Annotated in this window: 29 protein-coding genes; 28 read left to right on the forward strand and 1 reads right to left on the reverse strand. The window is 62.3% G+C overall.

Going from position 1 to position 26261, the window contains the following annotated elements:
- The first annotated feature begins 600 nt into the window (after positions 1-600).
- From BB934_RS12110 to BB934_RS12210, 21 genes are all read left to right on the forward strand, one after another.
- Entirely contained in the window at positions 601-1608 is a 1008-nt protein-coding gene (locus BB934_RS12110; protein WP_099509861.1) for a LacI family DNA-binding transcriptional regulator, read from the forward strand.
- Between the two features lie 67 nt (positions 1609-1675).
- Positions 1676-2959, forward strand: a complete 1284-nt coding sequence (locus tag BB934_RS12115; RefSeq protein ID WP_099509862.1) for an ABC transporter substrate-binding protein — start codon at positions 1676-1678, stop codon at positions 2957-2959.
- 67 nt (positions 2960-3026) lie between these two features.
- The gene (locus tag BB934_RS12120; RefSeq protein WP_099509863.1) at positions 3027-3878 is read left to right on the forward strand and encodes a carbohydrate ABC transporter permease; all 852 of its coding nucleotides are present in this window, start codon (positions 3027-3029) and stop codon (positions 3876-3878) included.
- A 44-nt stretch (positions 3879-3922) separates the two neighbouring features.
- Positions 3923-4735, forward strand: coding sequence for a carbohydrate ABC transporter permease (locus BB934_RS12125; protein WP_099512788.1), 813 nt, complete (start codon positions 3923-3925; stop codon positions 4733-4735).
- A gap of 11 nt (positions 4736-4746) precedes the next feature.
- The gene (locus BB934_RS12130) at positions 4747-5796 is read left to right on the forward strand and encodes an ABC transporter ATP-binding protein (RefSeq protein WP_099509864.1); all 1050 of its coding nucleotides are present in this window, start codon (positions 4747-4749) and stop codon (positions 5794-5796) included.
- Between the two features lie 24 nt (positions 5797-5820).
- Positions 5821-7098 (forward strand): MGH1-like glycoside hydrolase domain-containing protein, encoded by a 1278-nt coding sequence (locus BB934_RS12135; RefSeq protein WP_099509865.1) that lies wholly within the window; start codon positions 5821-5823, stop codon positions 7096-7098.
- A gap of 91 nt (positions 7099-7189) precedes the next feature.
- Positions 7190-8026 carry an amidohydrolase family protein gene (locus BB934_RS12140; RefSeq protein WP_099509866.1) on the forward strand — a complete coding sequence of 279 codons (837 nt, stop codon included), beginning with the start codon at positions 7190-7192 and terminating at the stop codon, positions 8024-8026.
- Between the two features lie 332 nt (positions 8027-8358).
- Entirely contained in the window at positions 8359-9702 is a 1344-nt protein-coding gene (locus BB934_RS12145; protein WP_099509867.1) for an MFS transporter, read from the forward strand.
- A gap of 74 nt (positions 9703-9776) precedes the next feature.
- Positions 9777-10991 carry a ubiquinol oxidase subunit II gene (cyoA, locus tag BB934_RS12150; protein ID WP_099512790.1) on the forward strand — a complete coding sequence of 405 codons (1215 nt, stop codon included), beginning with the start codon at positions 9777-9779 and terminating at the stop codon, positions 10989-10991.
- A 15-nt stretch (positions 10992-11006) separates the two neighbouring features.
- The gene (gene cyoB, locus BB934_RS12155; RefSeq protein WP_099509868.1) at positions 11007-13010 is read left to right on the forward strand and encodes a cytochrome o ubiquinol oxidase subunit I; all 2004 of its coding nucleotides are present in this window, start codon (positions 11007-11009) and stop codon (positions 13008-13010) included.
- 4 nt (positions 13011-13014) lie between these two features.
- Positions 13015-13641, forward strand: a complete 627-nt coding sequence (gene cyoC, locus BB934_RS12160) for a cytochrome o ubiquinol oxidase subunit III (RefSeq protein ID WP_099509869.1) — start codon at positions 13015-13017, stop codon at positions 13639-13641.
- Positions 13638-14045 (forward strand): cytochrome o ubiquinol oxidase subunit IV, encoded by a 408-nt coding sequence (cyoD, locus tag BB934_RS12165; RefSeq protein WP_099509870.1) that lies wholly within the window; start codon positions 13638-13640, stop codon positions 14043-14045. Before cyoC ends, cyoD begins: the two co-directional genes overlap by 4 nt.
- Positions 14042-14797 carry an SURF1 family protein gene (locus BB934_RS12170; RefSeq protein WP_237050257.1) on the forward strand — a complete coding sequence of 252 codons (756 nt, stop codon included), beginning with the start codon at positions 14042-14044 and terminating at the stop codon, positions 14795-14797. Before cyoD ends, BB934_RS12170 begins: the two co-directional genes overlap by 4 nt.
- 126 nt (positions 14798-14923) lie before the next feature.
- The gene (locus BB934_RS12175) at positions 14924-15940 is read left to right on the forward strand and encodes an LLM class flavin-dependent oxidoreductase (protein ID WP_099509872.1); all 1017 of its coding nucleotides are present in this window, start codon (positions 14924-14926) and stop codon (positions 15938-15940) included.
- A 77-nt stretch (positions 15941-16017) separates the two neighbouring features.
- Complete coding sequence (locus tag BB934_RS49060) at positions 16018-16110, forward strand: alpha/beta hydrolase (RefSeq protein WP_237050258.1); 93 nt, start codon at positions 16018-16020, stop codon at positions 16108-16110.
- 344 nt (positions 16111-16454) lie between these two features.
- A complete protein-coding gene (locus BB934_RS12185) occupies positions 16455-16664 on the forward strand; it encodes a cold-shock protein (RefSeq protein ID WP_099509873.1) in 210 nt (69 codons plus the stop codon).
- A gap of 147 nt (positions 16665-16811) precedes the next feature.
- Positions 16812-17021 carry a hypothetical protein gene (locus tag BB934_RS12190; RefSeq protein WP_099509874.1) on the forward strand — a complete coding sequence of 70 codons (210 nt, stop codon included), beginning with the start codon at positions 16812-16814 and terminating at the stop codon, positions 17019-17021.
- Positions 17022-17363: 342 nt separating this feature from the next.
- Entirely contained in the window at positions 17364-17669 is a 306-nt protein-coding gene (locus BB934_RS12200; RefSeq protein WP_099509876.1) for a hypothetical protein, read from the forward strand.
- A 40-nt stretch (positions 17670-17709) separates the two neighbouring features.
- Positions 17710-17850, forward strand: coding sequence for a hypothetical protein (locus BB934_RS48545; RefSeq protein ID WP_173909447.1), 141 nt, complete (start codon positions 17710-17712; stop codon positions 17848-17850).
- A 275-nt stretch (positions 17851-18125) separates the two neighbouring features.
- Positions 18126-18347: a hypothetical protein gene (locus tag BB934_RS12205; RefSeq protein WP_157934143.1), complete on the forward strand. Its 222-nt coding sequence runs from the start codon at positions 18126-18128 to the stop codon at positions 18345-18347.
- Positions 18348-18429: 82 nt separating this feature from the next.
- Complete coding sequence (locus tag BB934_RS12210) at positions 18430-18651, forward strand: DNA-directed RNA polymerase subunit alpha C-terminal domain-containing protein (protein ID WP_099509878.1); 222 nt, start codon at positions 18430-18432, stop codon at positions 18649-18651.
- 726 nt (positions 18652-19377) lie between these two features.
- On the opposite strand, the gene BB934_RS12215 is transcribed toward BB934_RS12210, so the two are convergent.
- Positions 19378-19761, reverse strand: coding sequence for a DUF6894 family protein (locus BB934_RS12215; protein WP_099509879.1), 384 nt, complete (start codon positions 19759-19761; stop codon positions 19378-19380).
- Positions 19762-20495: 734 nt separating this feature from the next.
- Between BB934_RS12215 and BB934_RS12225 the strand changes: the two genes are divergently transcribed.
- The 7 genes from BB934_RS12225 (at position 20496) to BB934_RS12255 (ending at position 26215) form a co-directional block, all read left to right on the forward strand.
- Positions 20496-20894, forward strand: coding sequence for a PRC-barrel domain-containing protein (locus BB934_RS12225; RefSeq protein WP_099509881.1), 399 nt, complete (start codon positions 20496-20498; stop codon positions 20892-20894).
- A 721-nt stretch (positions 20895-21615) separates the two neighbouring features.
- Positions 21616-21834, forward strand: a complete 219-nt coding sequence (locus BB934_RS12235) for a hypothetical protein (protein ID WP_099512792.1) — start codon at positions 21616-21618, stop codon at positions 21832-21834.
- Positions 21835-21902: 68 nt separating this feature from the next.
- On the forward strand, positions 21903-22124 hold the full coding sequence (locus BB934_RS47030; protein ID WP_157934144.1) for a hypothetical protein: 222 nt from the start codon (positions 21903-21905) through the stop codon (positions 22122-22124).
- Between the two features lie 31 nt (positions 22125-22155).
- Positions 22156-22587, forward strand: a complete 432-nt coding sequence (locus tag BB934_RS12240; protein ID WP_099509883.1) for a hypothetical protein — start codon at positions 22156-22158, stop codon at positions 22585-22587.
- Between the two features lie 76 nt (positions 22588-22663).
- Positions 22664-22882 carry a hypothetical protein gene (locus tag BB934_RS12245; protein ID WP_099509884.1) on the forward strand — a complete coding sequence of 73 codons (219 nt, stop codon included), beginning with the start codon at positions 22664-22666 and terminating at the stop codon, positions 22880-22882.
- A gap of 171 nt (positions 22883-23053) precedes the next feature.
- Positions 23054-23698 carry a PAQR family membrane homeostasis protein TrhA gene (trhA, locus tag BB934_RS12250; protein WP_237050259.1) on the forward strand — a complete coding sequence of 215 codons (645 nt, stop codon included), beginning with the start codon at positions 23054-23056 and terminating at the stop codon, positions 23696-23698.
- A 147-nt stretch (positions 23699-23845) separates the two neighbouring features.
- A complete protein-coding gene (locus BB934_RS12255) occupies positions 23846-26215 on the forward strand; it encodes an AI-2E family transporter (protein ID WP_099509885.1) in 2370 nt (789 codons plus the stop codon).
- The last annotated feature ends 46 nt before the right edge of the window (positions 26216-26261 follow it).

Genomic DNA, 26261 nt, shown 5'->3' on the forward strand with positions numbered 1-26261 from the left:
GTGAAATGGAAGAGCCGGGAGGCCGCTTCGCGCACGGCTTTTTTAGGCGGACAGGCGGTGCCGGTTCGGTGACTGCGCCAGGCGGGAACCGCAACGTCAGCGGGGGCCTGGGACCAATCCCTATTCAGCAGCACACAGCCTGGGCCTCCCGTCACACGCACCTGCGTATCGGCACGTGCACGGGACCGTGCCTGCTCCCACACTGCGACGCCTCGCGAGCGCGCCCCTCGTCAGGAGCAGATCTTGCGCAAGGGTATAGCCCAGGCTGGGACTATTGTCAAGAACAAAGTGAGAACATAACGTTGCCCGCGCGTCCTCTCCCATCCCTCCCACGTCATGGCCGGCCTCATGCCGGCCACCCACGTCTTGCGACCCACCGCCTTGCAAAGATGTGGGTCCCCGGGACGAGCCCGGGGATGACCGGGAGGATGGATCAGGCCCGGAGATGACGTGAGAGGGATCGGGGCTCCACTTCTCGCCTGCTTCGATAGGGGGACATCCCACAACCCCTTAACCCTATACCAAGGATCAAGGCTGGGAATATTGACTTCCCAAAACGTTTTGGAGAATGATCTGGGGCACTAGGGAGGTCTGAACCCCGTGTCGAACCTGAAGCTGCTCGCGCATTCCCTAGGCCTGTCGATCACGACGGTGTCGCGGGCGCTCGACGGCTATTCCGACGTGGCGCAGGCCACCCGCGAGCGCGTGCAAGCAGCCGCCCAGGCGATGAACTACCGGCCCAATCCCGCCGCCCGTAGCCTGCGGCGGCGCAAGGCCGAGGCGGTGGCCGTGACCCTGCCGACGGAGCCGGGGCGGTTCGGCCCTCCGATCTTCCTCAACATGCTCGCCGCCTGCGGCCAGAGGCTCGCCGAGGAAGGCCTCGACCTGATGCTGCTGCCGACCGCCGGACGCGCCGGCGAGATGGATACCTACCGGCGGCTCCTGGACGGACGGCGCGCCGATGCGGTGATCGTGGTGCGTACGCGTCTCGACGACGAGCGCGTCGCCTTCCTGAAGGAGCGCGGCATCCCCTTCGTCACCCATGGCCGCACCGCGCGGCCCGACGAGCATGCCTTCATCGACGGCGACGGCGAGGCCGGCTTCCGGGACGCCGTCCGACAGCTCGCATCTCTCGGCCACCGGCGTATCGCTCACATCGCCGCTCCGCAGGATCTGACCTTCGCCCATCTGCGCCGCAAGGGCTGGCTGAAAGGTCTCGAAGAAGCAGGTCATGGGGAGCCGATCGAATACACGGCGCAGCCGACGGAAGCGGGCGGCTATGAGGCTGCGCAATGGCTGCTTCAGCAGAGCGCACCACCGACCGCATTGTTGTGCGCCACCGACAGCATGGCCATCGGCGCCTTGAGCGCCCTCAAGGAACGCGGCTTCACCGCCGGACGCGAGATCGCCGTGATCGGGCACGACAATCTGCCCTCTGCCGCCTTCACCGACCCGCCTTTGTCGAGCATGGAGATCGCAGCTCCCGATGTGGGCCGGCAACTGGCGGAGATGCTGATCGCACGGCTTGGTGGCCGCGAGGCCGGCGAGTTGCAAACCATTCTGCCGGTTCGGCAGGTTCCGCGGGCGACCCACGGACCGGCCAACTGAACCCGATGCCCTCGACCTTCCGGCCCCGGGTCGAGCGGCACCAAGAAGGGACCGATGGAGGAAGGACATGACGCATCCGGTATCGCTTCGCGCCATTGTCGCCGCGGCAGCCCTTTTCGGAGGGATGACCGTCGCGCAGGCGCAGGAAACCATCTTCTACTCGACGCAGCTCCGCCCCATCGAAGAGGCAACCAAGGTCCGCGATGTCCTGCTGAAAGGGATCCCCGGCAAGGTCACCTACGTGGTCGATGAGCCGCCCGCCTTCGCGGTCCGCATGAAGGCCGAGACGCAGGCCGGCAAGCGCACGGCAAGCGTCGTCGGCGCGCTGCATGGCGAATTGCAGCCGCATGTGCCGGCCGATCTCCAGCCCGTCGATGATGTCGCCGCGAAGCTGACCGATCGCGGCATCCCCGCAAGCCTGATGGATCTCGGCAAGCTCGGCACGGGCCAGCAGCAATACATCCCGTGGATGCAGGCGACTTACGTAATGGTCGCCAACAAGCAGGCGCTGCAATACCTGCCTGCGGGCGCCGACGTGAACAGCCTCACCTATGCGCAGCTGCAGCAATGGGGCAAGAACATCGTCGACAAGACCGGCCAGCGCCGCCTCGGCTTCCCGGCCGGCCCGACGGGCCTGCTGCCGCGCTTCTTCCAAGGCTATTTCTATCCCTCCTTCACCGGCGGCGTGGTGACGACCTTCAAGTCCGCCGATGCGGAAGCCGGCTGGAATGCGCTGAAGGATCTGTGGGCAGTGTCGAACCCGAACTCCACCAACTACAACTTCATGCAGGAGCCGCTGCTCGCCGGCGAGGTGTGGATCGCGTGGGATCACATCGCCCGCGTGAAGGAAGCGCTCACCCTTCAGCCCGACCAGTTCGTCGCGTTTCCTGCGCCGGCCGGCCCGAAGGGACGCGGCTACATGCCGGTGATCGCCGGTCTCGCCATTCCGAAGGATGCGCCGAACCGCGCCGGTGCCGTGGCGGTGATCGAGCACATGACGAAGCCCGCGACGCAGCTCGCCACCGCCGCCGAAGTCGGCTTCTTCCCGGTCGTGAAGGCGGAACTGCCGACGGATCTCGCGCCCGGCATCAAAGCGCTCGCCGGCGCGGTTGCGGCGACGCAGAACGCGAAGGATGCGCTCGTTTCGCTCCTGCCCGTGGGCCTCGGCGCCAAGGGCGGCGAGTTCAACAAGGTCTACATGGATTCGTTCCAGCGCATCGTGCTGCGCAACGAGCCGGTCAAGGACGTGCTCGAAGCCCAGGCCAAGACACTCGACACGCTCATGAAGGACACCGGCGCGCCGTGCTGGGCTCCGGACAAGCCGAGCCAGGGCGCCTGCGCGGTTCAGTAACCTGATACGTAAAGCCCGGCGAAACGCGTTTCGCCGGGCCTATCCATCGCGAGGGGAGCGGCTTTACATGCCTGCGCGCACATCCTGGATTCCCTATGCGCTGATCGCGCCGTCCGTCCTCTTTCTCGGCGCCCTGTTTCTCGTGCCGCTGGTGCAGACGGTGTGGCTGTCGGTCTCGGCGGGAGATGGCCTGTCGCTGGAGAACTACCGGCGCATGGCGAGCGACCTGAATTTCTCGCTCGCCGTCAAGAACACGTTCCTGCTCACCCTCGTGGTCGTGCCGCTCCAGGTCGTGCTGGCGCTTGCTATGGCAACGATGGTGACGAAGCTCGACAAGGGCCGCGATCTCGTCCTGTGGGTGCTCACCATTCCGCTCGGCATCTCGGATCTCGCAGCAGGCCTTGCCTGGCTCGCCCTGCTGCAGAACACCGGCTATCTGAATTCCGCGCTCTACGCGCTGGGGATCATCCAAGGCCCCGTCGGATGGCTCTCGCAGGAGACGCCGGTCGCCCTGTTCTTCGCCATCGTGCTCGCCGAGCTCTGGCGCGCCACTGCCATCGTTCTGGTGATCCTGATCGCCGGCCTGCAACTGATCCCGAAGGAATTTGCCGAAGCCGCCGAGATCTTCGGGGCCAGGCCCTGGACGCGCTTCACGCGGATCACCCTGCCGCTTCTGAAGCCGAGCCTGCAATCGGCTCTGATCCTGCGCACGGTGCTCGCCTTCGAGGTCTTCGCCGTCGTCTACGCGCTCGGCGGGCGCAATTTTCCCGTCCTCGCCGGTGAGGCCTATGTCTGGCAGAACGACAACCAGAACTACGGCGTCGCCGCGGCCTATGCGGTGCTCATCATGGCGATCTCGCTCGCCGCGACCGCCGTCTACCTGCGCGTGCTGAGAACGCATCCGGAGCAGCTCCCATGACAAGCAGCGCCGCCGAACTCACCCCGACTGCGAAGAACCGGACCATGGCTCTTCCCTCCGCGCGGCGCCTGCTGCTCTGGACCGGGCTTGCGGTGCTGATCGCCTGGGTGCTGGTGCCGATCTATCTCGTGGCGCTTGGCGCCTTCGGCGGCAGACTCGGCGTGTTCCGCTGGCCGAAATCGATCTGGCCCACGGACCTGTCCTTTGCGGCCATGAGCCAGTTCCTCGCCATCGAGGGCGTGTTCAACGCCCTGCTCAACTCGCTCATCGCCGCGGGGCTCACGGTGGTGTTCTCCATCGCGCTCGGCGCGCCCGCAGGCTATGCGCTGGCGCGCTACACGTTCCGCGGGCAGAACGCCTATCGCCTGCTCGTCCTGCTCACCCGCGCCTTCCCGCTCGCCATTCTGGCGCTGCCGCTCACCGTCTCGTTCATCCGCTTAGGGCTCTACGACACGCCCTTCGGCGTCTCGCTGATCCACACAGTGCTGGCGCTTCCCTTCGCGGCGCTCGTCACGCAGAGCCTGTTCATGGGCATTCCGCGCGAATACGAGGAGGCCGCCTGGGTCTTCGGATGCACACGCTTTCAGGCCTTCATCAAGGTGATCCTGCCGCTGGCCCTGCCGGGCCTTGCGGCGACTGCCATCTTCGCCTTCGTGATCTCCTGGAACGAGGTTTTCGCGGCCTCCATCCTCACCGTGCGCGAGCGGACGCTCACCGCCTACCTGCTCCGAATTCTCGCCGAGAGCCCGCTTCACTACCGCTTCGCCGGCGGCTTCATCCTTATCATCCCCTCCGTGCTCTTCATCTTCGCCGTCAGAAGATATTTGTTCGCGGTGTGGGGCATTGCCAGCAAGTAACGGATCGTCCCATGGCTGATATCGTCATCGATCGCGTCGTCAAGGAATTCGGCTCGTTCCGCGCCCTGCAGGAGGTGTCGCTCACCGTGAACGACGGCGAGTTCGTCGCCCTGCTCGGTCCCTCCGGCTGCGGCAAGACCACGTTGCTTCGCATCATCGCAGGCCTCGAGACGCAGACCGCCGGCCGCGTCGTGATCGGCGGGCAGGATGTGAGCGACCTCGCGCCGCGCAAGCGCGGGCTGGCGATGGTGTTCCAGAACTACGCCGTCTTCCCGCACATGACCGTGTTCGAGAACGTCGCCTTCGGCCTGCGCATGCAGAAGGCATCGCAGGCCGACGTCAAGCGCAAGGTCGAGCGCGCGGCGGCCCTGCTCCATATCGAGAGCTATCTCGACCGCTATCCGGCCAAACTCTCGGGCGGCCAGCGCCAGCGCGTGGCGGTGGCGCGCGCGCTCGCAGTCGAGCCTGCCGTGCTGCTCATGGACGAGCCGCTCTCCAATCTCGACGCGCTGCTGCGGCTCGAGATGCGCACGGAGCTGAAGGCGGTGCTGCGCGCGGTCGGCACCACAACGATCTATGTGACGCACGACCAGACCGAGGCCATGGGCCTCGCCGACCGCATTGCCGTGATGTATGGCGGCAAGATCGACCAGATCGGCTCGCCGCTCGAGATCTACGCCACGCCTGCGACCCGCTTCGTCGGCGGCTTCATCGGCTCGCCGCCCATGAACTTCATCAAGGTCCAGTGCAGCGGAGGCACGGCGCGGATCGGCGAGGCCGCAATGCCATGCCCGGCCACGGGCCAGAATCTGGAGCTCGGGCTTCGCGGCGAGGATGCGAGCCTGAGCCCCAACGGCTCGGGCATTCCCTTCGACGTGCGCGTCGTCGAGCCGATGGGATCGCATCTGCTCCTCACCGGCGCCATCGACGGGCAGCTCGCCCGCATCGTCGCGCCGCCGACGGCAAAAGTGAATGCCGGCGAGCGCGTCGGCCTCAATGTCGACCCCTCCCGCGTGACCTGGATCGACGGCGGCACCGGACGCGCCATCGCCCGGGCCTGACTTGTGAAGTGAAGGATATTCGAGATGACCACGCTTCCGAAGGAAGAGGCCGCGCGCGCCATTCTCGCGCGCAACGATCGCGGCGGCTACACGGTGCCCACCGACCGGCTCTATCCGTTCCAATGGAACTGGGATTCCGCCTTCGTCGCCATGGGCTTTGCCCTCTTCGACGTGGACCGCGCCTATCGCGAGCTGGAGCGCCTGATCGAAGGGCAGTGGGACGACGGCATGATGCCGCACATCGTGTTCCATGCCCCGAGCGACACCTATTTTCCCGGCCCTGACGTGTGGGGCACGCGGCATCGCATCCCGACCTCGGGCATCACCCAGCCGCCGGTCTTCGGCATGGCCCTGCGCCATGTGCATGAGGCTGCTGTCGCCAGCGGCTTGGACGGTGCGACGGAGCGCACGAAGGCCTTGTTCCAGGCCGCTCTGCGCTCGCATCGCTGGTGGCTGTCGGCGCGCGATCCGGAAGGGCTCGGCCTCGTCTCGATCCTTCACCCTTGGGAGAGCGGCAGCGACAACTCGCCGGCCTGGGACGAGGCGCTCGCCCGCGTGCCGACCACCACGACGACCACGATCCGCCGCAAGGATACGGGCCATGTGGATGCCTCCATGCGCCCACGCGACGAGGATTACCAGCGCTTCATCCATCTCGTCGACACCTATCGCGATTGCGGCTGGGACCCGAAGCGGCAATGGGCGGCTGCACCCTTCAAGATCGCCGACGTGCAGATGACCGCCATCCTCGCACGCTCGACCGCCGATCTCATGCATCTCGCCGAAAGCCTCGGCGCGGAGGACGAAAAGAGCGAGCTCTCGCGCATGCACGACAGGCTGCTCGAGGGTCTCACGCGCCGCTGGCGGCCGGAACTCTCCCGCTTCGTCAATCTCGACCTGATTTCAGGCCAGGACATCGACACGCCGACCCAGGCCGCCTTCATCCCGCTCGCGGCGCTCACGCTCGATGATGCGCAGCGATCCGCCGTCACCGCGGAGATCGAGCGCTGGCTCGACGGCATGGTCGTCGGCGTTCCCTCGGCGCCCGCCTTCTCGCCCGCTTTCGAGCCAAAGCGCTACTGGCGCGGCCCGGTCTGGGCCGTCGTCAACTGGCTCATCGCGGACGGGCTGCGCCTGAACGGGGCCGACGATCTTGCCCGCCGCATCGAGCGCGGGACAGTGCAGGCGATCGAAAAGGCCGGCTTCTGTGAGTATTTCGATCCGACCACGGGCGAGGGCCTCGGCGGCGATACCTTCTCCTGGACCGCCGCCGCCTACATGGTGCTCGGCCGTCGGACCTGACCGGGGATCCCCTGTCGACATCGCCTGCGATCTCTGGCACGAATCGTAAGGCCCGCATTTTTGGCCGGCAGGATGCATTGATAGGCGAAAGATGGCTCACGCTCCGCGCATCGATTCCCACATGCATGTCTGGCAATTGTCGCGCGGCGATTACGGCTGGCTCACGCCGGAGCTTGTGCCCCTCTACCGCGATTTCGGCATCGACGATGTGCGCGCCTCCTGGGACGAGGCCGGCATCGACGGCGCCGTCCTGGTCCAGGCCGCTCCGACGGTGGCGGAAACCCGCTATCTTCTGGCGGTGGCAAACAGCGAACCGAGGGTCAAAGGTGTTGTCGGCTGGATCGACATGCTCTCGCCCGATGCCGTCGACGAGCTGGAGCGCCTCGCCTCAGACACCTTGCTCCGCGGCATCCGCCCCATGCTGCAGGACATTTCCGACGACGATTGGATGCTCAGGCCCGAGCTGGCCCCCGTCTATCGCGCCGTCGTCGATCTCGGCCTGCGCTTCGACGCGCTTGTTCTGCCCCGGCATCTGCCCAATCTCCTGCGTCTGATCGAGCGCCATCCGGACCTGCCGATCGTCATCGACCACGGCGCCAAGCCGCAGATCGGTGAGAGCTTGGACGCTTGGCAGAAGGACATGGCGGCTCTGGCGGCGATTCCGCATGTGCATTGCAAGCTCTCAGGGCTCGTGACGGAGTGCCGGGGATCGGCCTCGAAAGCCGATCTGGCACCGGTCGTTCAGATCCTTCTCGACCTGTTCGGACCGCAGCGTCTCATGTTCGGCAGCGACTGGCCTGTCTGCACCTTGCGCAGCACCTATGCCGAGTGGTGGGGATGGGCGCAGGAACTCACGGACTCGCTCTCCGCCCACGAGAAGGACGCCCTCTTCGGCACGACGGCGCGGCGTTTCTACGGACTGACCTGAAGCAGTGTCTCGGACCGCTGCCCTATCGTTCACACAAGATCTTCCTAAGTCAGGCCCTTACAGGATTGAAACACAATCCGTGAAGGCTGCCTCCGCTGCAACTTCTCTCGCCGGCCGGTCAGATCCTGTTCCAGCACTCGAAGGGGAGATCCCACACCAAAATGCTCGGGCACCGCCTTGCTGAACCGACCAGCGACCCTAAAATTGCGGTCAAGGTAAACCTGGACTACGGCAGTGAAGCCTCAGATCGCGTAGCTGAGGACAGGCCGTCATGGGCCTGAACCGGATCTGCCGACCGGGCTGAACTATTCTCACTGGAGGCGATCGCCCAGATGACGATGGATCAGGTTGAAGGACCGCAGCCTACCTCCACGCAGCTCGAGCGCGACGCCCGCCTGGTGTCCACCGACCATAGGGTCGCGCCAAGTGAGATCGCCATCGGGGTCATCATCGGCCGGGCGGCAGAGTATTTCGACTTCTTCGTTTTCGCCATCGCGTCGGTGGTGGTCTTCCCCAAGGTGTTCTTTCCCTTTGCGGAACCCGTGACGGCGACGCTTTACTCGTTCGCCATGTTCTCGTTGGCCTTTATTGCCCGGCCGATCGGAACAATCATCTTCACCGCGGTCGACCGCCGGCACGGTCGTGGCGTCAAGCTCACCATCGCGCTTTTCCTGCTCGGCTTCTCCACCATGGCGATCTCCTTCCTGCCCGGTTACGCGCAGATCGGCGCCTGGTCCCTGTACCTTCTCGGCATCTTAAGGATCGGGCAGGGCTTGGCCCTGGGCGGAGCATGGGATGGGCTGGCCTCTCTTCTCGCCCTCAACGCGCCGATCGAGCGCCGCGGCTTCTACGCCGCCATCCCGCAACTCGGCGCTCCGCTCGGCTTCATGGTGGCAGGCGTGCTGTTCGCCTACTTCATGCTCAACCTGTCGGAAGCCGATTTCCTGGACTGGGGCTGGCGATATCCCTTCTTCTGCGCCTTTGCCGTCAACGTCGTCGCCTTGTTCTCGCGCTTGCGTCTCGTCGCCACCGAGGAGTTCTCGCGCCTTCTCGAACGGCGGCGGCTCGAACCCTCGCCCATCATCCCGCTGATCCGGGATTACGCGGGCGTTCTCCTGGTCGGAGCCCTGATTCCGCTGGCGAGCTTCGCGTTGTTCCATCTCGTGACCGTCTTCCCCATCAGCTGGATCACCCTGTTCACGCAGCGTTCGGCGGGCGAGTTCCTCATGATACAATGTTCCGGGGCCTTCATCTGCGCGGGCGCGGTTGTAGCCTCAGGTCTGATCGCTGACCAGATCGGCCGTCGCATGCTCCTCATGATCTCGGCAGGCTTGATCGCCGTCTTCGCCATTTGCAGCATCATCGCTCCCTTGATCGTCGAGGAGAACGCGATCGGCCAGACAATCTACGTCAATGCCGGCTTCGCGCTGCTCGGCCTGTCCTACGGGCAATCGTCGGGCGCGGTGACGTCGCAGCTCGATCAACGCTACCGCTACACCGGCGCTGCGCTCACCAACGACCTTGCCTGGTTGCTCGGGGCTGGCTTCGCGCCGCTGATCGTTCTGTTCCTGTCTGCCCGCTACGGGCTCGCCTGCGTCGGCCTGTATCTGCTGTCGGGGGCGGTCACAACCCTTGTGGCGCTCAGCCTGTCCCGCTCGGAAATCCGGCAGGTTTGAGCCGTGCGGAGGCGAAATGCACCCATCCCACCGGAATGTATCTCGCTGCTCCCGGGAAGCATGAATTGACAGCCATGGCCATTCTGTCCCCGAACCGACGCGCTGCCCGCCTCTCACGCGGGACCTCGGCGCATAAATCCCTGCGGATCCTGGCATTGCTCGCCGTCTCGGGGCTGCTCACCGGCTGCGGCATGGTCGTCATGGACCCCTCTGGCGACGTTGCAGTCCAGCAGCGCAATCTCATCATCGCGTCCACCGCGCTCATGCTGCTCGTCATCCTGCCGGTGATCGCGCTCACGTTCCTCTTCGCGTGGCGCTATCGTGCATCGAATACGGATGCGACCTATGACCCGGATTTTCACCACTCGACCCAGCTCGAAGTGGTCATCTGGACCATACCCCTGCTCATCATCATCGCCCTGGGTGCCATGACCTGGGTCAGCACGCACACGCTCGACCCCTACAGGCCGCTCTCTCGGCTCGCGCCCGACAAGCCCGTGCCGGCCGACGTCAAGCCCCTGACGGTCGAGGTTGTCGCGCTCGACTGGAAGTGGCTCTTCATCTACCCCGAATACGGCGTCGCGAGCTTGAACGAGATGGCCGCGCCCGCGAACGTGCCGATCTCCTTCAGGATCACGTCGTCCTCCGTGTGGAACACGTTCTACGTTCCCGCCCTCGCAGGCATGATCTACGCCATGCCGGGCATGGAGACGAAGCTTCATGCCGTCATGAACGGCGAGGGGGATTTCACCGGCTTATCGGGGATGTACAGCGGAGCGGGCTTCTCCCGCATGAACTTCGGCTTCCGAAGCTTCACACAGCAGGGTTTCGACGATTGGGTGGCGAAGGCGAAGTCCGCCGGAACACCCCTCGACCGCGAGGCCTATCTCAAGCTCGAGAAGCCGAGCGAGGCGGAGCCGGTCCGATATTTCAGCTCGGTGGAGGGCGGCCTCTTCGACGCCGCTGTCGGCCTGTGCGTCGCCCCGGGTCAGATGTGCGTGCACGAAATGCACCACATCGACAGGACCGGCGGCGCGGCGAATGCCAGCGAGGCGAATCGTCAGCGTCTCGAATACGACAGCCGCCGGGTCCAGGAAGGCGACGAGCCATCCGGCGCCACCTTCCCCGCCTCGGGTCGTACGCCCCGCAGTCCAGAAGAGCCCGAAGGCGTGATACCGCGCGACGGTGGGCAAGGCGCCCAGGAGCGGGGCAGTGTCCCGCCCGGTTCGGGCAGTGGCCCCGCGCCCGCCCAATTGAACAATCTGCCCACCGGCACCCACCAACACTGATTCGGACGAGCGCCCATGTTCTCGAACTCAGATCTCAGCCAATTCCTCTTCGGGCGCCTGTCCCTGGAAGCCATTCCCTACCATGAGCCCATCCTGGTCGTGACATTCCTAGTCGTGGCCGTGGTTGGCTTGGCCCTGCTCGCAGCCGTTACCTGGTACGGCCAATGGGGTTACCTGTGGCGGGAATGGTTCACGAGCGTCGATCACAAGAAGATCGGCATCATGTACATCATCCTCGCCATCGTGATGCTGCTGCGCGGCTTCGCCGACGCGATCATGATGATTACGCAGAAGGCTCTTGCGGTCGGCGCGTCGGAGGGCTACCTGCCTCCGCATCATTACGACCAGGTCTTCACCGCGCATGGCACGATCATGATCTTCTTCATGGCCATGCCCTTCGTGACCGGCGTCATGAACTACATCATGCCGCTGCAGATCGGCGCGCGCGACGTGGCCTTCCCGTTCCTGAACAATTTCAGCTTCTGGATGACGGTGGGAGGCGCCGTCCTCACCATGATGTCCCTCTTCGTGGGCGAGTACTCGCGGGCCACCTGGCTCGCCTATCCGCCATTGTCGGGGGCCGCCTACAGCCCCGGCGTCGGAGTCGATTACTACATCTGGGGCCTTCAGATCGCGGGCGTCGGCACCACGCTGTCCGGCATCAACCTGATCGCGACCATCGTGAAGATGCGCGCACCGGGCATGACGATGATGAAGCTGCCGGTCTTTACTTGGACGACACTTGCCAGCAACGCCATCATCGTCACGATCTTCCCGATCCTGACCGCGACCTTGGCACTCCTGGCGCTCGACCGTTACGTAGGAACGCGCTTCTTCACGAACGATTTCGGCGGCAACTCGATGCTGTACATGAATCTCATCTGGATCTGGGGCCATCCGGAGGTTTATGTCCTGGTCCTGCCCGCCTTCGGCATCTATTCGGAGGTCGTATCCACTTTCTGCGGCAAGCGTCTGTTCGGGTACACGTCGATGGTTTACGCCACAGCGGTCATCGCCCTCGTGTCCTGGCTGACCTGGCTGCACCACTTCTTCACCATGGGGGCGGGCGCCAACGTCAACGCCTTTTTCGGCATCACGACGATGATCATCTCGATCCCGACGGGAGCGAAGGTGTTCAACTGGCTGTTCACCATGTATCGCGGGAAGATCCGGTTCGAGACGCCGATGATCTGGGTGATGGGCTTCATCCCGACCTTCGTGCTCGGCGGGTTGACCGGCGTGCTGCTCGCGGTGCCGCCCGCCGACTTCGTCCTGCACAACAGCCTGTTCCTGGTCGCTCATTTCCACAACGTCATCATCGGCGGCGTGGTGTTCGGGCTGCTTGCGGGCGTCCAGTACTGGTTCCCCAAGGCGTTCGGCTACAAGCTCGACCCGTTCTGGGGAAAGGCGTCGTTCTGGTGCTGGCTGATCGGCTTCTGGATCACGTTCATGCCGATCTATATTATCGGCCTGATGGGCGTGACGCGCCGGACGCAGCATTTCGAGGACCCGGCCGTGCAGCCCTTCCTGACGCTCGCCGCGATCGGCGCCTTCATCATCATGGCCGGCATTCTGGCATTCGTGATCCAGCTCGTCGTCAGCTTTTTCCGACGCGAGCAGCTGCGCGACACCACCGGCGATCCCTGGGGCGGCCGGACGCTTGAATGGTCGACCACTTCGCCGCCTCCACCCTATAACTTCGCCTTCACGCCGGTCGTCCACGATCTCGACGCGTGGTGGGACATGAAGAAGCGCGGTCACGACCGGCCTCTGCAAGGCTTCAGACCGATCCACATGCCCAGGAACACAGGCACGGGCGTCATCCTGGCCGGGCTCAGCACCGTGCTCGGCTTCGCCCTGGTCTGGTACATCTGGTGGCTGGCCGCTCTGTCGTTCGTCGGTGTCCTCGCGGTCGCCATCATCCACACGTTCAACTACGACCGGGACTATTACATCCCGGCCGAGGACGTCGTCCGGATTGAAAGCCACCGAGCACCGCAACTCGCGGGAGGAGCTTGAGGCGATGCATGAAACGACTCCTCCGCCCGGCGCCACGGCGCCTGTCTTCTACGACGAGGAAGGGCACGCCCACGGCGATGGGGGGACGCTGTTCGGCTTTTGGCTCTATCTGATGAGCGACTGCCTCATCTTCGCGGCCCTGTTCGCCACCTTCGGCGTGCTCGGCCGCAACTATGCGGCGGGCCCATCGGGAGCCGATCTGTTCGACCTGCGGCTCGTCGCTGTCAATACGGGCTTTCTCCTGCTGTCCTCGATGACCTTCGGCTTTGCCATGTTGGAAATGCAGAAGGACCGCGTGGGCTCGACACTCTCTTGGCTGGCGGTCACGGGTCTGTTCGGAGCGGCCTTTATCGGAATCGAACTCTACGAATTCTCACATCTCATTCATGAGGGCGCCACCCCTCGGCGCAGCGCCTTCTTGTCTTCCTTCTTCGCGCTGGTGGGGACGCATGGGCTGCATGTCACATTCGGCATCGTCTGGCTCGTGACGCTGATGGTTCAGGTCCGCCAGCGCGGGCTGATCGTGGCGAACCAGCGCCGGCTCATGTGTCTCTCCATGTTCTGGCACTTCCTCGACGTGGTCTGGATCGGCGTCTTCACCTTCGTTTACCTGATGGGGGCCATGCGATGAGCCAGGTCACCGAGCCCGGACTCGCCGGGAAGCCGCATGGCCACGGCGAGGCGCACGGGGGTCATTCTCATGACGCGCAGGGCACGTTCAGAAGCTACATGATCGGCTTCGTCCTGTCGGTCATCCTGACCGCCATTCCGTTCTGGCTCGTGATGGGCAATGTCCTGAACGACACGGTCCTGACGAGCATCGTCATCATGGCGCTCGCGGCGGTGCAGATCGTGGTCCACATGATCTACTTCCTGCACATGAACACGAAGTCGGAGGGCGGCTGGACCTTCCTGGCCCTGCTGTTCACCCTCACTCTAGTTGTCATCACGCTGGTTGGCTCGATATGGGTCATGTACCACATGGACCAGAACATGATGCCGATGTCGCCGCACGAGGCATTGCAAAAGCCGTGACGCGCAGAAAAATTGCCGCGCTGATCGCCTTCGATCTCGTGGCGATCCTGCTTGTGGCCTGTCTCGCTGCGCTCGCCGTCTGGCAGGTCCATCGCCGCGCCTATAAGCTCGATCTGATCGCGCGCGTAGAGGCGCGGGTTCATGCGGCACCGACGCCTGCGCCAGGTTGGGGAAGTTGGGCTGGCATCTCGGCTGCAGCGGACGAGTATCGTCGCGTGGTCGCGACGGGCAGGTGGCTTGAGGGTCGATCGACGCTCGTCCAAGCCGTAACGGAGCTGGGCGGTGGATATTGGGTCATGACGCCCCTGGCTCAAGATGACGGGTCGACGATCCTCGTCAACCGCGGCTTCGTTCCCGCGGCCGAGCGCAACCCGGCCTCCTGGCGGCTGCTGCGCCCAGGACCCGTCACCGTGACGGGCCTGTTGCGCATGTCCGAGCCGGGCGGCGCCTTTTTGCGCGCGAACGACCCCGCAAAAAGTCGCTGGTTTTCCCGCGACGTGGTTGCAATCGCAGCGTCGAGCGGCCTGGACAAGATCGCGCCCTATTTCATCGACGCCGAACGTTCTCCCGGCGAAAGCGGCCTGCCTGTCGCAGGACTGACGGTGATCGCCTTTTCGAACAACCATCTCGTTTATGCGCTCACCTGGAGCGCTCTGGCGCTGATGGCTGCGGCGGGCGCGATCTTCGTCAACCTGGACCTGCTACGGCTCAGCTGGTTCGGAGCCCGGCAGGCAGGCCTGCACGAGTCGTGATATGAAACTCGGCGGCGGCAGGATCGATCTTCCGTGGCAACGCTCATGGAGAAGCTATGGCACGAACCAGCCGAACTCCCTGCTATCGTGTCGAATCAAATGAAGGCATTGGCATAGGATCGCCTCATGAAGAAGATCGGCTTTCTCTCGTTCGGGCACTGGTCGCCCTCGCCGCAGTCACAGACGCGCTCGGCCCGTGACACCCTTCTCCAATCCATCGACCTTGCCGTCGCGGCCGAGGAGCTCGGCGCCGACGGCGCATACTTCCGCGTCCATCATTTTGCGCGCCAGCTCGGCTCGCCCTTCCCGCTGCTGGCGGCCATCGGCGCGAAGACGAGCCGCATCGAGATCGGCACCGCCGTCATCGACATGCGCTACGAGAACCCTCTCTACATGGCCGAGGATGCGGGCGCGGCCGATCTGATCAGCGGCGGGCGTCTCCAGCTCGGCATCAGCCGCGGCTCACCTGAGCAGGTGATCGATGGCTGGCGCTATTTCGGCTATGCGCCCGAAGACGGCCAAAGCGACGCCGACATGGCCCGCCGTCACACGGAAGTGCTGCTCAACGTCCTCAAGGGCGAGGGCTTTGCCGAGCCGAACCCGCGCCCGATGTTTCCCAACCCGCCGGGCCTGCTGCGCCTCGAGCCGCATTCGGAGGGCCTGCGCGAGCGCATCTGGTGGGGGTCCGCCTCCAACACGACCGCGATATGGGCCGCGCAGCAGGGCATGAACCTCCAGAGCTCGACCCTCAAAGAGGACGAAACGGGCGAGCCCTTCCATGTCCAGCAGGCCAAGCAGATCCGCCGCTACAGGGAAGCGTGGAAGGAGGCGAGACATGCCCGCGAACCCCGCGTCTCGGTCTCGCGCTCGATCTTCGCCCTCGTGGACGATCGCGACCGCTCCTATTTCGGGCACGGCAAGGACAACGACCAGATCGGCATCATCGACAACATGCGCGCGATCTTCGGCCGCTCCTACGCCGCAGAGCCGGACAGGCTCGTGGAGGAGCTCAAGGCGGATGAGGCGATTGCGGAGGCCGATACCCTGCTTCTGACCGTGCCGAACCAGCTCGGCGTCGATTACAACGCCCATGTCATTGAGGCCATCCTGAAGCATGTCGCTCCGGCGATGGGCTGGCGATGACGATCGGGTCGTCGATCAAGCTCTTAAACCGACCGGCGCGATTGTGTGGCCGACGCTGGATGCTTTGGAGTACGGCGGTGCGCAAGGCCGGTACGGAGGTTGACTACCGGGAGTACAAGGACCTCGGTCACGGCTTCGGGCCCGGTACCGGCACGAGGGCCGAAGGGTGAATCACCGACGCTATTCGGTTTTGGGAACATCGATGAGTGATCGACAGCTGCCGATATTCTCGAAGTGACAAAGGATATCCAGGGTCGGCTGTGGGTCAGGAGGCAACGAATCCGAAGAAACTGCAACGGAATTGCTAGAAATTAAAGACTGCACTTGTTAATGTCCAAGGTAAGATCTATATAAGTAGTATCGGATTTTGGCCGGACAATCGGGTCGTTTCGCCTATGACATTGTCAGGCGCGCGTTCGGACTCTCTTACCATTACATCGAGAAACCGGGTTAAGGTCGCGCTTTTGCGTGCCCTTTCTCACGCGCATCGACTGCTATCGCGAAAGATTACGCAATGATTATTGGTACTGTGAAATTCTACAACGACATGAAGGGCTTCGGCTTCATCCAACCGAATGATGGCAGCAAGGACGTCTTTGTCCATGCGACCGCTCTTGAGCGTGCCGGCATGCGCAATCTCTTCGAAGGCCAGAAGGTCGCCTTCGATACGGCCGAAGACCGTCGCTCCGGCAAGATCGCCGTCGACAACATCGAGACGGCGTGACCTCCGATGCTCGGCTCAGGACATAGGCCTGTGCCGCTAAGCCTTGAAGCCGCTTCTGCATGGAGCGGCTTTTTGTTTGTTCCCATGAACACCCGATAGCGGTCAGCCGCTGCCTGCCTACGAGCGGTCAAGCTCCTGGAGGAATGAATGTCTCACAAGTATAAGATTCATCAGTTGGTCCATATCACCCATCCGAACTTCTCCGACAAGCGCGCAACGTCAAGCGGGATCTACGAGGTGACGCGGCTCATGCCGGCCGACCAGACGGGTGAGGTCTCCTACAGGATCAAATCATCCGGCTTCGGCGAGCGCGCCGTGCGTGAAAGCGAGATTGCCGCCCGGGCGTCAGACATTTGACCAGCGGCGAAGCGTTCTTTCATGGGTCGCAAATCTACGACCCGGTTGCGCTGCTTCGACACGGCGATGACCTCTTATATGTCGCCCGCGTCGGCATGGCAGCGTCGCAGCGCTTCATGATCCTCACACCTGTTGGCGAACCCGCTTGGCCGCACGAGCCGATGGGCAGCCTTTCGGATGTTGGTTGGTCGCTTCGAGCGCACAATTGGCATGTCGCGGCGACGGAGCCCGTTGGCCCCTCTGCGCGGCCGGCCAGGACGTTGGCGCGGCTGCTGGCCGAACGCGTTTAAGCCATCGACTCACACGTGTATGCGCAGGGAACGGAAGCGGAGGAACCGGAGTATGGTCGATCAACCGACGAATCTCGATGCCCATCGCGGCATGTCGGCTCAGAAGGCGACAGACCTTCGACGTCTGCGATCCGAGGTCGAGGCCGATCAGGAAGGGCTGCGCGCAAGACAGGCCGCGCTCGAGGATATGCTCGCGGCCGCACCTGCCACCGATTGGCCGGAGGCCGTCGAAAAGGCGCGCTATCTGCTCGGTCTCTTTGCGCGGAGCGTCGACGCAGCCGACCCACGCCGTCGCAAGCTGATCGATCAGGTGATAGCCGACTTCGATTATCTGCTCGACAGGGCAACCCACGACTGAGCCGATTTCCCCACCAAGTGACCGACAAAGGAGACAAGTGATGGCCAAGGGCGAGCAACGTGGAAACCGCGAGGCGAAGAAGCCGAAAAAGGAGAAGCCGAAGACTGTCGTGGCGGCGTCGCCGTTCGCAAACCAGGGCAAGGGTATTGCCCCAGCGAAACCGTCCGGCGGCAAGCGATAGCATCTTCATCCACAACCGGATGAACCTTGGTCGACCCGTCTGTCGCGACAGGATCATGCGCGTGGAAATGCGCGATGCGTCCACCGGCCCTCGCTAGCGCATCGTGCGGAAAAGTGGGCCCGGTTTTCCGCGTCCAACGATGCGCTCTTCAAAGAGTGGAGCATCGAGAGCAGGGGTGCGGTTTACAACCGCGCCGCCTGTGAGAGGCAGCGGGCTGCTTCACTCACGATTTTCAGATGACTGACCGATAACCGGAGAACACCATGCCTGATACAATGAAGCTCGCACGCTTCCTGATCTTATCGTCACCCGATGCCGACCCCCAGCTCATCATCGAGCTGGAGGACGGCTCCAAGCTCGCCGTGACAGCAAGCTTCGAACAGATTGAAGACATGGCAGATGTTCTGGATGAGATCCTGGACGCTGCCGAGTCCGGAGAGGAAGACGATACAGAGCGATTGCCAGCCTTTGTGCGAAGGAGCGGTCCCGCTGGTTGATGTCAGCGGGCTAGCGCCCGGTAGCAAGAGTTGCAGTATCATGGATGGACGACGAAACATGGAAAACCGGAGAGGAAAGCAGATGCATAAGGGACTTTTTGAAGACTGTGAGGGACCAATTCGAGGTCTGCGTCTTCCGCTCAATGCCTGGAATGCCCTGGATCGAGAGAACATTACGACGCTCGCGCAGCTCGTCGCCATTGCTGACCAGGTCGAGCGGCTCCCAGGCATTGGCGTAAAGACGGCTCTGGCGATCAGAACGGAGCTTGATCGTATTGCGCTCCTCGATGCCCGGTCTGCCTGATGCTTGTCAGCTTCTTGCAAAATCCCTTCCAGGATATTCGTCGGCTCGCCTCGTTGCCAAGCCCTGTCTGCGTGAGGTCCTTGCAAATTCAAGCCGGTCTATTCCCGAAAGACTATCGAAAAATAATAATTCGGAGCCTAAGCTTTCAGACATCGAATAAAATACAGTTTTAAATAGTTCCTTCTGCTATAAAAATTACCACTGCGCTTTCATAATGATATATTTTCAACCTTTAAGAGCGTATATTTAAATTAAATTAGGAGATAATCATGGCTCACAGAATACGATCCTATATCTCTTTCGAGAACGAAGCGCTCTTTGTCGCGGCCCTGGCCTTCCTGTTTTGCGGAGGCGTGATTCTAGGGTTCATGTAATGCTGTCCCAGGTGCTGACAGCGCTCTTCCTCATGGCTGACATTCCGCTTCCACCGACGAGAGATCGTCAATCTCGAGACCGAATTCGCCGAATCTCACTGATCCACGGCACAGCCCGTGGAGCATGGGTCTGGGCTTCGGATCATTCGTTGTCAGGGCTTCGATCCGGCGATGGAATATCGCGGTCACCATAGCCGCGCCGTCCGTTGAGTTTTACCTTCGGGAGTGGAGCAGGACGATCCTCCAACATCCTCACGGCTTTCCAAACCGAGTTCACAACGCGTTGGGTGAGGCTGAGATGGCTTTTGCTCATAACTGACTCTCTTCCTTCAATCACCCTGGGCGGACGCCGTCATTCCGCCTCAGCTTCGCCGCTTGCTTTTGGGTCAAGGGCTTCCGAGAATCCGACTGTCAGCACATGTCGGTTGGCCCTGTCCATGACCTCGACGCGCCAGCTTCGCCGATCCTCGCCCTTCCGGTCGCCTTCCGCGAGCATATCGCGCGCCTTGGTGATGGCGCCACCTCGCGCCGCATGAAGGTCAGAGTAAGTGTCTCCTTCGGGATCCTCCAGGAGAGCGTTTCCAGTGCGAATGTTGAAGTAATATAGGCCCGTTACCCTCGGCTCAGGCGCGAAGGGCGGCTCGTGGGAAGAGTGGCCTGATCGAGGCGCACCACCCTCATCATCCCACCGTTTGAGATCCTGCTGCTGACCTGACGTCTTCGGATCTTTGATCATCGTAAAAGCATACAACAGTTACCCGACTTTTTGATGACCGTTTCCGGGATCGGGCCCTCATCGCAGCATTGCTTGCCGCTCTAGCGGATCTGCCTTTCCGACACGGAACTTGGTAATATCGACGCGTCTGAAATCCTAGCGCTCTCGAGCCAAATCCTGACAGAGATGATGTCAGCCTTCAGCGATGGGCACAAGGATCGGAGACCGAGTGCGACACACTCGTCTCACCGCCCAGTTCAGCAACCTGTGCAGATACCTCTCGCGATGGTCTTCATCTTGCGATCCCAGACCCGTTCTTGCGCCTCCGCCTTGGCCCGAGCCGCTCTTCCCAGCGCTGCCGATTCCTCGGCGGAATATGGCTTTGATACAGACACTTTGGGGCTGTCTATCTCTTGTTCACCTCTATCCTTGGCCTCTGCGGCGTGAGGTGCCATCAACATGGCAAGCAGGGCTGTCGCCACCATAATCCGCATAGATCGCTCCTTGAGGAGCACATCGTGCGGCTCCAAGGCTCTATATGGTGATCGCTCCCCAGATCCGTAAGCGAGAAGGTCATTACCTTCTCGCTATTTGGAGCTGTTTCACGCTTCTTATGGTGTTTGTCGCGGAAATAGATTTCGGTGAGCTAAACCGGCGGCGGCTGGCTCCTGCATGCGGCGGCGCGGAGGATCCTCCTAAATCGGCCACTATTCCGGCGGAAACTGGTACTAGGCTCTCATCCTGGAACAAGTTCGATGCGTACATCCGCGATTATCGTTCTGTCAGCCCTCGGATTGGCAGATGTGTCTCACGCCCAGAGCACGCCGCCAGCCTCAAGCGCTCCCAAGTTCATCACGATCAGCAACAATGCGATCCTCAGTTCACGCTTAATTGGATTGAACGTCCGCAGCTCGACTGGTGAGAACATGGGCAGGATTGAAGATGTCGTCTTTGAGGGCGGACAGATCAGTGGCGTGGTGCTTTCCATCGGTGAGGTCCTGGGCATTGATCGACGCTACGCGGCGGTGGATCCATCTGCGATCTCGATCAAGTACATAGAGACCGATGGCAAGTGGCAGGCCACGATGAACGCCGATCTTGAGCAGCTTAAATCGGCTCCCGAATTCCGCTACGAAGGCAAATGGGAGCGCTGATTCCCCTCGCCAGATAGCTTCAGCCTCTCAAGGTGAGAACCGGTAGATCGTTGCTCCGGCTCCCTCCACTATCTCGGTGGATGGAGCCGCTTCGCCGGTCTTTTCCAAATGCCCATTTCGTACACGACGAGGCAGCCGGCAATCAGCAACGCAGAGAAAAGTGCCTGGCTCAACATTCCGAGGTCCCTCCTATAAATGAGACCGTGCGCTAGGTGTAAGTGCCTATTCGCCTGGCATAACTTCTTCTCCGACAGTATACTCTCTTGTAAAACATTAGATATCAAATCCACATTATTTTCAGTTTTATTTATTGGAGTTGATGTAATGCTGCGAACGATCTCCATATTAACTTACATGAACTTGTCCGTTCCTGTCATTTCGCTTCAAGCCAAGGTTGGCCTGGAAGAGGATGGGGCTCTGTTGAGGAGGCCCGCCATGTGTCTGAGAAAAACTCCCATGTTCGATCTTGAGCATTATCAGGATCAGGGTGACCCTGGCCTTATGCCTCTCGCTGTGCAGGGAGCGCACATCACTTGGCTGCGGTTGACGGCGGTAGAGTTGTCGGGAGTGCGAACCACGTCAGAACTCATCGAGCGAGTGGAGGAGAGATACAGTCTCTCCCATGAGCAGGCCACTCGGGATGTTGAGTTCTGGGTCCTGGACAAGCAGCTTTGAGCCGGTCGCTGCACGAGTGAGACCGGCCCCAATGATGGAGGCAACGATGTTTGGATATCAGGGCGGCGAAAGCAATGAGACCGTCACTCGCAAGACCGGGTACCGCATCGACGCGAAGCGTCAGTGGAGTTGCCTGACCTCTTTGGACCTGTCCCAGATCAAGAATGAAGAGCAGCTGATCACACTGGTGAAAGTGCGGTACAGCCTGCCGTATGAGACCGCCAGAACCGACGTCCAAGGCTGGATGGCAGGCAAGCGGTTCTAACATCCCTCTGCAGGCGTCAATCGCCGGCTGGGTGCCCAATCCGAACCGATAACGAGGGAGATCGATTGATGGCAGCCGAGCTTTACGTCGTTCGACATCATGGCGCCTGGCGCATCCGGGTGAATGGCAAACATCATGGGGAGTACGATTCCCGCCTGTTGGCTATCAACGCCGCAGTGACGGAAGCCAAAGCTGCCGGGCCAGGAGCGAGGGTCTTCAGCACGGGGATTGTCAGTCAATTCAGCCGAGAGTGGCAGTCATCGGAAGGGCCAGATCCGCTCTCTCTTTGACCGTAATGGTACGATCTCACAGGAGATACGAATGAGTGAGCGCATGGGCCGCCTTTGTGACGAGTTGCGCATCAAACTTCACAGTATTGACCGCCGGCTCGAGGCGCTCAAATCAAATGGGGTAGCGGCTTTTGAAAAGTCGCAGGACCTGCTCGAGAGCCAACTCGACCGTGTTGAGCAGCGCATTTATGACAACCGCGTTACCGTCGAAGCAGCCAATATCAGGGTCAAGACATGGCTTGCGGAGAAAAGGGCTGGCTCTATCGCTGACAGAGTTCTTTGGAAAGAGCACCACAAGACCCATCTGCTGGAAGTGCGTGCCGATGAAGCTGAAACCTACGCCATTGCCGTCTTCGAGCTGGCGGCATCGGCGGCCGATGAGGCCGCTCTGGCGGTCCTGCAGGCCCTTCTCGCGCGAAACGATGCTGATACCGCCTCGGACGCTGAAGTGTCCGTCGGATGAGTCCCCAGCTCCAAGGATGCAGGAACACGCTGCCTGAAGCGGATGTCGGTCCATCCAGCAGGACGGAGGTCGTGTGATGTTTATCATTGAGTTCTTCCGGGTCCGCGACGCCGACAAAGCTCATGCCATGCTGGCATCGGTTGAGCACGACACAGCTGATCTGGACGACGCAAAGGTGAGAGCCCAATCCCTGTTCGAAACGTTGGACATGCCGCAAAAGCCGGATGCGTTGCGAATCCTGGACCAGAACGGCGATGAGGTGTTCCTCTGGAGTCCGCAGCGCTCAAGCCCCTGAAGGTAAATCGAACCGAGCTCGCAGTTGAATCCTGGGACTGTTGCAGCATGTCGGCATGATTGCCCTGCTACGCGAATTGGCCGGCGGAGCGCGAGCCGCCTAGCCGAGCGTTGTGGCATGACCTATTTTAATCCAGCTGCCGATGATTAACCTATTCCAGCGGTGACGACCTTGAAATGGGACTATGACACAAAGGAACTCATCGCCGATGGCATCGTGCATGCTGTCGGCGTGATGGTCGGAATCGTCTCCATCATCGCCCTGGTCATCTTAGCGGCTCCCGTCGTCGGGGCGTGGGAATTCACGTCCATTCTGGTCTACGGCACCGGACTTCTGACAGTGCTCACCATCTCGGCGCTCTACAACCTTTGGCCGGTCTCGCCCGTCAAATGGTTGCTGCGACGGTTTGACCATTCGGCCATCTACCTCCTGATTGCAGGCACCTACACGCCTTTCATCACTCAAATGAAGGCCAATGTAGAATCCTCCCTGCTGCTGGTCGGCGTATGGCTGACCTCCATGGTAGGGATTGCGCTGAAGCTGAAATTTCCAGGCCGTTTCGACCGCCTTTCGATCCTGCTCTACCTTCTCCTGAGCTGGAGCGGCGTCATGGCCTATGAATCCGTGTTCGGCACCCTTCCCGCCTCCACCCTCTGGCTTCTCGCCATCGGTGGCATTCTCTACACAATCGGCGTGTTGTTTCATCTCTGGGAGGGCCTGCGCTTTCAGAACGCGATCTGGCACAGCTTCGTCCTCGTCGCGGCAGCCTGCCATTATACCGCTGTTCTGGACTGCCTGGTGCTTGCACGGGCCTAACGAGCCACCTGCCGGCAACCTAGCGCATAGACCGTGATATCCCGCTCCTTGCGTGTCCCTACTCTGCCGGAGGACGGCACGGGAGGGGATCCAATCGGCCGGCGCTGTGTTTGTCCGATGAACAACCTAAGCTGGGAGCGTCGTCTCATGGCTGATCCGGCCCTGCCCCCATCCGTCGCGCAGCCCGCGAGCTCCCCCGTCCTGACAGCCGGTGGCATCGTCCTGGCGATCGGGGGACTCTATTTCGGCCGGGACATCTTCATTCCCTTTGCCCTCGCCATCCTCCTGAGCTTTGCGCTTACCCCGCTGGTAAACTGGCTCCGGCGCCTGAAGCTGCCTCGGATCGCCGCGGTGCTCGTTGCCGTCACGCTGGCCTTCATCCTCATCGGCGGCATCGGCTTCGTCGTCGGCCGCCAGATCGTCCAGCTCGCCAGCAACCTTCCGACCTACCAGACCACCATCACCCAGAAGATCCGCTCCCTGCAGCAAACCGCCCCCGGCGGCGGTATTGTTGAAAAGGTCACCACCACCATCGAGGATCTCGGCAAGGAAATCTCCGGCGAGGATAAGCCGGTGCAGAAACCTGGCCCCACTCTCGGCGGCACTTCGCAAGAGCCCGTCACCGTCAGGTTGGAGCCTCCCAGGCCCCGTCCGCTTGAGGTGATCCAGACGATCGTCGGCCCTCTGCTCGCGCCGCTGGCCACTGCCGGCCTCGTCATCATCTTCGTGATCTTCGTGCTTCTCGAGCGGGAGGATCTGCGCGACCGCTTCATCAAGCTTGCGGGAGCAGGCGATCTTCAGAAGAGCACACAGGCCATCAACGATGCGGCCGCCCGGGTCAGCCGCTACCTCCTGATGCAGCTCTTGGTCAACCTGAGCTACGGCATTCCGATCGGCCTCGCCCTCTACTTCATCGGGGTGCCCAACGCTGTGCTGTGGGGATTGCTCGCAGCGGTGCTGCGGTTCGTTCCCTATCTCGGTCCCTTCCTGGCAGCCCTGTTTCCCATCGCCTTGGCGATCGCCGTCGATCCCGGCTGGACTATGCTGTTCTGGGTCGTTGGGCTGTTCCTCATGGCGGAGCTCGTCAGCAACAACGTGATCGAGCCGTGGCTCTACGGCTCCAGCACCGGCCTGTCGTCGCTCGCCATCATCATGGCGGCGATCTTCTGGACCACCCTTTGGGGGCCGGTCGGGCTGTTTCTGGCAACGCCCCTCACAGTCTGCCTCGTCGTGATCGGACGCTACGTGCCGCGGCTCGAATTCCTGGGAATCCTCCTGGGCAGCGATCCGGTGCTCGCGCCGGAGGAGCGTCTCTATCAGCGCCTTCTCGCCGGCAATCTGGAGGAGGCTGTCGAGTTGGCTGAGGACTATGTCGACGAACATTCCTCGCGCGAGTTCTACGACAATGTCGGCATCCCTGCCCTTCGCCTGGCCGAAAACGACCGCCAGCGCAGCACCACGGACACCTCTTACAGGCGGCTCGTCGCCGACACGGCCATCTGCGTCGTTCGGGAGGTCGAGGATCACGTTCGGGAAAAGGCGGGCTTCGGTGACGAACCGAAAGAGCAGGCGGGCGAAGGCCGCGTGCCATCTGCCGGCGAGGCGCGAATCCTCTGCCTGGCCGGGCGTACGGAACTTGATCGTGCAGCCGTCGAGATGATGGCGCAGGTGCTCGGCGAACGCGGCATCGGTGCGCGTGTCCTGCCGCCGATCGCTGTCAGCCAAGGAGCGCTGGGGCAACTCGACCTTCACGGCGTGGATGTCGTCTGCCTGTCTTACCTCCACCCACAGCCCCAGGTGTATGCCCGCTACATTTGCCGCCGACTCCGCCGCCGGGCACCCCACATAAAGCTCGCCGTCTGCTGCTGGAACCCGGCGCCCGGCATTGGGCAGACCGATGCGCTCGCGAAGCAGATGGCGGCCGACGCGGCGTTCACCTCCCTCGAGGCCTGTATCGACCGGGTGGATGCATGGGTCTCCCGCGCGCCATCTTCCGCCGAGGCGCCCTCGGTCCATCCCGGCACGGAACAGGAGCAACTCGAGGCGCTGCACGACCTCGGCTTGGCCTCCGCGAGCGGACGGCGTTTTGACGAGGTGTCCAGGAAAGTGGCCCAGGCATTCGGCGCACCGATTGCCCTTGTGTCACTGGGCAACGAGGGCGGCCACCCCGGGGATGAGGCTGTGGATCCTCATGTCACCGGGCAGCCAGCCCACGAGTCGTTGGACGCGCACGTCGTAGCGGCGAACGAGGTGCTCGTGTCCGAGGACGTCACCGAGGATCCGAGGTTTGCCGATGATCCGCTCGTTCTGGAGAAAGGCATCCGTTTCTATGCCGGAGCTCCGCTGCGGACGCGCTCCGGACTGGTGGTCGGCTCCCTCTCCGTCATCGACACCCAGCCGCGCCAGTTCTCGGAACCCGACCGCCAGCGTCTTCAGACGATGGCTGACGAGTTGATGGTCGATCTCGCACGTCAATCCTCAGACGGCGAAAACCGCTCCCAGGAGGTCGTTCAATAGATTCAGAGCGGCCATGCATGACAGGCCCCTGAGGAGATGATCGGAC

It is taken from the genome of Microvirga ossetica (assembly GCF_002741015.1).
GTDB classification, from domain to species: domain Bacteria; phylum Pseudomonadota; class Alphaproteobacteria; order Rhizobiales; family Beijerinckiaceae; genus Microvirga; species Microvirga ossetica.

Coding starts and splice junctions, on each gene's coding strand:
- BB934_RS12145 (WP_099509867.1), top strand. CDS start 8,359: ATGACGATGGATCAGGTTGAAGGACCGCAGCCTACCTCCACGCAGCTC.
- BB934_RS12205 (WP_157934143.1), top strand. CDS start 18,126: ATGAAGCTCGCACGCTTCCTGATCTTATCGTCACCCGATGCCGACCCC.
- cyoA (WP_099512790.1), top strand. CDS start 9,777: ATGGCCATTCTGTCCCCGAACCGACGCGCTGCCCGCCTCTCACGCGGG.
- BB934_RS12235 (WP_099512792.1), top strand. CDS start 21,616: ATGTTTGGATATCAGGGCGGCGAAAGCAATGAGACCGTCACTCGCAAG.
- BB934_RS12130 (WP_099509864.1), top strand. CDS start 4,747: ATGGCTGATATCGTCATCGATCGCGTCGTCAAGGAATTCGGCTCGTTC.
- BB934_RS12245 (WP_099509884.1), top strand. CDS start 22,664: ATGTTTATCATTGAGTTCTTCCGGGTCCGCGACGCCGACAAAGCTCAT.
- BB934_RS47030 (WP_157934144.1), top strand. CDS start 21,903: ATGGCAGCCGAGCTTTACGTCGTTCGACATCATGGCGCCTGGCGCATC.
- BB934_RS12190 (WP_099509874.1), top strand. CDS start 16,812: ATGTCTCACAAGTATAAGATTCATCAGTTGGTCCATATCACCCATCCG.
- BB934_RS12240 (WP_099509883.1), top strand. CDS start 22,156: ATGAGTGAGCGCATGGGCCGCCTTTGTGACGAGTTGCGCATCAAACTT.
- BB934_RS12115 (WP_099509862.1), top strand. CDS start 1,676: ATGACGCATCCGGTATCGCTTCGCGCCATTGTCGCCGCGGCAGCCCTT.
- cyoC (WP_099509869.1), top strand. CDS start 13,015: ATGCATGAAACGACTCCTCCGCCCGGCGCCACGGCGCCTGTCTTCTAC.
- BB934_RS12125 (WP_099512788.1), top strand. CDS start 3,923: ATGGCTCTTCCCTCCGCGCGGCGCCTGCTGCTCTGGACCGGGCTTGCG.
- BB934_RS12210 (WP_099509878.1), top strand. CDS start 18,430: ATGCATAAGGGACTTTTTGAAGACTGTGAGGGACCAATTCGAGGTCTG.
- BB934_RS12200 (WP_099509876.1), top strand. CDS start 17,364: ATGGTCGATCAACCGACGAATCTCGATGCCCATCGCGGCATGTCGGCT.
- BB934_RS12185 (WP_099509873.1), top strand. CDS start 16,455: ATGATTATTGGTACTGTGAAATTCTACAACGACATGAAGGGCTTCGGC.
- cyoB (WP_099509868.1), top strand. CDS start 11,007: ATGTTCTCGAACTCAGATCTCAGCCAATTCCTCTTCGGGCGCCTGTCC.
- BB934_RS12140 (WP_099509866.1), top strand. CDS start 7,190: ATGGCTCACGCTCCGCGCATCGATTCCCACATGCATGTCTGGCAATTG.
- BB934_RS12135 (WP_099509865.1), top strand. CDS start 5,821: ATGACCACGCTTCCGAAGGAAGAGGCCGCGCGCGCCATTCTCGCGCGC.
- BB934_RS12255 (WP_099509885.1), top strand. CDS start 23,846: ATGGCTGATCCGGCCCTGCCCCCATCCGTCGCGCAGCCCGCGAGCTCC.
- BB934_RS12225 (WP_099509881.1), top strand. CDS start 20,496: ATGCGTACATCCGCGATTATCGTTCTGTCAGCCCTCGGATTGGCAGAT.
- BB934_RS12175 (WP_099509872.1), top strand. CDS start 14,924: ATGAAGAAGATCGGCTTTCTCTCGTTCGGGCACTGGTCGCCCTCGCCG.
- BB934_RS48545 (WP_173909447.1), top strand. CDS start 17,710: ATGGCCAAGGGCGAGCAACGTGGAAACCGCGAGGCGAAGAAGCCGAAA.
- BB934_RS12120 (WP_099509863.1), top strand. CDS start 3,027: ATGCCTGCGCGCACATCCTGGATTCCCTATGCGCTGATCGCGCCGTCC.
- cyoD (WP_099509870.1), top strand. CDS start 13,638: ATGAGCCAGGTCACCGAGCCCGGACTCGCCGGGAAGCCGCATGGCCAC.
- BB934_RS12215 (WP_099509879.1), bottom strand. CDS start 19,761: ATGATCAAAGATCCGAAGACGTCAGGTCAGCAGCAGGATCTCAAACGG.